Source organism: Bacillus sp. HMSC036E02 (assembly GCF_001836235.1).
GTDB lineage: Bacteria > Bacillota > Bacilli > Bacillales > Bacillaceae_G > Bacillus_A > Bacillus_A cereus.
This window is the reverse complement of the sequence record NZ_KV827881.1, coordinates 1,614-6,203: the sequence shown is the minus strand read 5'-3', so window position 1 is coordinate 6,203 and position 4,590 is coordinate 1,614. Positions and strand designations below refer to the sequence as shown.

Below are 4,590 nucleotides of genomic sequence, written 5' to 3'. Positions count from 1 at the left end.
CTTATCCTGAGAGGAATCCTCTTGTTTAGCACTTTGTTGCTTATTCTGAGAAGAATCTTTTTGCTCGTTATTTTTACCTTTATTATGTTTCATACTTCTAGTCTGTTCTTTGTTATCATCCTCTTGATTGTTAGAATGCTGCTCCTGATTATCTGTTTCGTTTGCTTCTGGTTTATTTGATTTTTTTTTCTTACGTAACCAATTCCAAATCATATGTACGCCCTCTTTAATCTTGTAATATAGTGCTATTTTGTGGCTAATTTTGTATATTATTCATTTATTTATGAAAAGAAGAAGGAGATTAGTTTGCATAGAAAAAAAACTTTAGTAAGCAGTTCATACTATAACGGGGAGAGGGAGAGTCTGTGCAAATTGTAAAAAAGGAGAAGTTTGTTTTAAAAGGGTTTACGTTTGAAAATGGCAGAGAAATTCCTGTTCAAATGGGATACGAGACATATGGCACTTTAAATAGAGAAAGGTCAAATGTGATTTTGGTTTGTCATTATTTTAGTGCAACAAGTCATGCGGCAGGAAAATATACAGTTCATGATGAGGAGTCTGGTTGGTGGGATGGGCTAATTGGACCTGGAAAAGCAATTGATACAAATAAGTATTTTGTTATATGCACGGATAATCTTTGTAATGTGCAGGTGAGGAATCCATATGTAATTACAACAGGACCGAAATCAATTAATCCAGAAACTGGAGAAGAATATGCTATGGATTTTCCGATTTTTACATTTCTTAATGTAGCTCGTGTACAATATGAGTTAATAAAAGGTATGGGAATTTCAAGGTTACACGCTGTAATCGGACCGTCGGCGGGGGGGATGATTGCACAACAATGGGCGGTTCACTATCCACATATGGTAGAGCGGATGATTGGCGTTATTACGAACCCACAAAACCCAATTATTACGTCAGTAAACGTAGCGCAAAATGCGATTGAGGCAATTCAACTCGATCCAAATTGGAAAGATGGAAAATATGGAGAAGAGCAGCCGATAAAGGGGCTTCATTTAGCAAATAGAATGATGTTTATGAACGCTTTTGATGAGTATTTTTATGAAAGAACATTTTCTCGTAATAGTATAGAGGTAGAACCTTATGAAAAGTTTTCTACACTAACATCATTTGAAAAAGAGATAAATAAAGCGACATATAGAAGTATAGAGCTAGTAGATGCAAATTCATGGATGTATACTGCGAAGGCAGTTTTATTGCATGATATTACACATGGGTTTTCTTCACTAGAAGAATCTCTTTCTAACATAGAAGCGAATGTACTTATGATTCCGTGTAAACAAGATTTGCTTCAGCCGTCTCGTTATAATTATAAAATGGTAGATATTTTGCAAAAACAAGGGAAGTATGCGGAAGTATATGAGATAGAAAGTATAAATGGGCATATGGCAGGAGTATTGGATATTCATTTATTCGAAAAGAAAGTTTATGAATTTTTGAATCGGAAAGTATCTAGTTTTGTGTAGAAGGAAAATGATGGGGAAAAGGTGCAGTGTTTGAAGTAGGCACCTTTTTTCACATGATTTGTAGACGGAAAATATATGTAGCAATTGCTATACCGAAAAACGCTATGCTAAGCAATAGAAATAAGAATGACATTTCTTGTGGCGATTTTATCTTTTTATTATTTTTCATACTAAGTACAATAATTGCAGCGAGTAAGAACACAATGCCTATAATGAAAAGAAAAAGCGTCATTTTAATCGACTCCTTTCATAAAACAAGTATATTGAGGATACAATGTGCTAGTTATGTTTGTAAAGAATAAGTTTTACGAGAAAATTGAGAAATAGCTTTTCGATTCTTTGCGTTCTTTCTTTTGCATGCTAAAATTGGTAGAGAATGTTTGTGAAAAAGAAACTAAAGGTTTTATTGTATATAAGGAGGAACTACATATGACAGAAGTTAAAACAATTACTACAGAAGAGGTGCAAGAGCGTTTAGAAAATGGAGAAACGTTATTTTTAGTAGATGTAAGAGAAGATGAAGAAGTAGCGGCAGGAAAGATTCCAGAAGCTGTACACATTAAAATGGGCGATATCCCACATAAAGTAGATTTCTTTAATAAAGAGAATGAATATATCTTTATTTGTCGTTCAGGAATGCGCAGTGAAAATGTATGTCATTATTTAAATGAACAAGGGTTTAAAACAGTGAACATGGTTGGCGGTATGCTTCAATATGAAGGTGAAACGAAATAGTTAATTGAAAAAAACTTGAAACGAGTCTGTTTCAAGTTTTTTTCTTTTGCATACAGTATAAAAAAGGAGGAGGGGTAAATGGGGATTAATTTGCGTAAAGTAAAAATTATTAATAATACAGGAGCTGTTAATGTCGGTGACTGTTATGATCTCTCACCTTTAGCTGTAGCAAAAGTATATGCAGGTGCTGGAGGATCAAGTGCGGCTATTTTTTTAAATGGAAAAAGGCAGCCAGAAGCGGTCATTAGAACATCAGTATTTCTTCCGCCTTTGGCAACGAGTACACGTACGTTAGGTTCATAGAGGAAAGGTAGAGTGTAATTATGCCTGCTCATATAAAAGAGTTTGTTATTGTGAATAACACTGGAAATATATTTACCGGTGATAATTTGAGTGACACTTCATTTACTGCTTCGAAATCATATAGTGGTTCAATGGGGTGTACTTGGATTGATGTTGTTACAGTAATAGGGACGGAGACGAAGCTTTGTTTACAGCCGGGAGATTCGGTGACGACGACGTATACAAGGGGTACTCCTGCTGGTACTGTAACAGGAGCAAATATGGGGCAAAATGTAAATACATCGAGTATAGCGCAAGCTGTCCCTAATACAGATAATATGGATTCAATTGCAGGACTCCCTTAAGAAATTAAGGGAGTTTTTATTATTTAAAATAAAAATAGTCTTGGAAATTATTTTTGTAAATAGATTAAGAAGAGGCTTATTTATTATGAAAAAGATGGTTTGTAGGTGGTGAAAGTGTGAAGAATCGTGATAATAATCGGAAGCAAAATTCGTTAAGCTCTAATTTTAGAATTCCACCCGAACTTATTGGGCCTACTTTCCCCCCTGTTCCAACTGGGTTTACAGGTATAGGGATTACTGGTCCAACCGGTCCACAAGGCCCAACAGGACCTCAAGGACCAAGAGGATTACAAGGTCCGATGGGGGAGATGGGCCCGACAGGACCTCAAGGTGTGCAAGGGATACAAGGATCAGTTGGGCCAATAGGTGCAACTGGACCAGAAGGACAGCAGGGCCCACAAGGATTGAGAGGACCACAAGGAGAAACTGGAGCGACAGGACCTCAAGGTGTGCAAGGGTTACAAGGTCCGATTGGTCCAACGGGAGCGACTGGGGCACAAGGTATACAAGGGATACAGGGATTACAGGGGCCAATTGGAGCGACGGGACCTGAGGGACCTCAAGGAATTCAAGGCGTCCAAGGGTTACCGGGTGTAACTGGTCCACAAGGAATACAAGGAGCACAAGGGATACAAGGAACACAAGGACCGAGTGGAAATACAGGTGCAACCGGAGCAACTGGTCAGGGGATAACAGGCCCGACTGGAATAACAGGTCCAACTGGGATAACTGGACCATCTGGAGGACCTCCTGGTCCGACGGGGCCGACTGGTGCGACAGGTCCGGGCGGTGGACCGAGTGGAAGTACAGGTGCGACTGGAGCAACTGGGAATACTGGAGCTACAGGAAGTACAGGGGTAACAGGAGCAACGGGAAGTACGGGTCCGACTGGAAGCACGGGAGCACAGGGCTTGCAAGGAATCCAAGGGATTCAAGGGCCAATTGGGCCAACAGGTCCAGAAGGTCCGCAGGGTATTCAAGGTATTCCTGGTCCGACGGGAGTAACTGGTGAACAAGGAATACAAGGAGTTCAAGGTATTCAAGGGGCAACGGGAGCAACAGGAGATCAAGGTCCACAAGGTATACAGGGGGCTATAGGGCCTCAAGGGGCAACAGGGGCAACAGGAGATCAAGGTCCACAAGGAATACAAGGAGTACCAGGGCCATCAGGAGCAACAGGGCCACAGGGAGTTCAAGGGATACAAGGTCCGATGGGTGATATAGGACCAACAGGTCCAGAAGGCCCAGAGGGACTTCAGGGGCCGCAAGGAATTCAAGGTGTGCCAGGTCCAGTTGGAGCGACGGGTCCAGAGGGTCCTCAGGGGATACAAGGTATTCAAGGACCGGTAGGAGCAACAGGTCCACAAGGTCCACAAGGAATACAGGGAATACAAGGTGTGCAAGGGATAACGGGAGCAACTGGAGCACAAGGAGCAACTGGAATTCAAGGGATACAAGGGGAAATAGGAGCAACGGGTCCAGAGGGTCCCCAAGGAGTGCAAGGTGCTCAAGGGGAGATTGGTCCAACAGGTCCGATGGGTCCCCAAGGTGTGCAAGGAGTACAAGGAATTCAAGGAGCGACGGGCGCACAAGGAGTGCAAGGTCCACAGGGAATTCAAGGAATCCAAGGTCCGACGGGGGCAACAGGAGATACGGGAGCAACTGGGGCGACAGGGGAAGGCACTACAGGTCCAACAGGAGTAACCGGTCCAACAGGG

General features: G+C 41.7%; 5 protein-coding genes and 2 pseudogenes. 5 read left to right on the top strand and 2 right to left on the bottom strand.

Annotation, left to right across the window (positions count from 1 at the left end; translation table 11 throughout):
• Nucleotides 1-213, bottom strand: a pseudogene (locus HMPREF2590_RS30180) (spore germination protein); the annotation flags it as partial.
• 152 nt (nucleotides 214-365) lie between these two features.
• Between HMPREF2590_RS30180 and HMPREF2590_RS26990 the strand changes: the two are divergent.
• Nucleotides 366-1,490, top strand: a complete 1,125-nt coding sequence (locus HMPREF2590_RS26990) for a homoserine O-acetyltransferase family protein (protein ID WP_050822134.1) — start codon at nucleotides 366-368, stop codon at nucleotides 1,488-1,490.
• A 49-nt stretch (nucleotides 1,491-1,539) separates the two neighbouring features.
• Here the strand turns inward: HMPREF2590_RS26990 and HMPREF2590_RS26985 are convergent, their stop codons facing one another.
• Nucleotides 1,540-1,722 carry a hypothetical protein gene (locus HMPREF2590_RS26985; protein WP_000171881.1) on the bottom strand — a complete coding sequence of 61 codons (183 nt, stop codon included), beginning with the start codon at nucleotides 1,720-1,722 and terminating at the stop codon, nucleotides 1,540-1,542.
• 197 nt (nucleotides 1,723-1,919) lie between these two features.
• On the opposite strand from HMPREF2590_RS26985, the gene HMPREF2590_RS26980 reads away from it, so the two are divergent.
• From HMPREF2590_RS26980 to HMPREF2590_RS26965, 4 genes and pseudogenes are all read left to right on the top strand, one after another.
• On the top strand, nucleotides 1,920-2,225 hold the full coding sequence (locus tag HMPREF2590_RS26980; RefSeq protein WP_000141207.1) for a rhodanese-like domain-containing protein: 306 nt from the start codon (nucleotides 1,920-1,922) through the stop codon (nucleotides 2,223-2,225).
• A gap of 78 nt (nucleotides 2,226-2,303) precedes the next feature.
• The gene (locus HMPREF2590_RS26975) at nucleotides 2,304-2,528 is read left to right on the top strand and encodes a spore germination protein (protein ID WP_000512465.1); all 225 of its coding nucleotides are present in this window, start codon (nucleotides 2,304-2,306) and stop codon (nucleotides 2,526-2,528) included.
• Nucleotides 2,529-2,548: 20 nt separating this feature from the next.
• The gene (locus HMPREF2590_RS26970; RefSeq protein ID WP_001110848.1) at nucleotides 2,549-2,872 is read left to right on the top strand and encodes a hypothetical protein; all 324 of its coding nucleotides are present in this window, start codon (nucleotides 2,549-2,551) and stop codon (nucleotides 2,870-2,872) included.
• Between the two features lie 116 nt (nucleotides 2,873-2,988).
• Nucleotides 2,989-4,590, top strand: a pseudogene (locus HMPREF2590_RS26965) (BclA-related collagen-like exosporium protein); the annotation flags it as partial.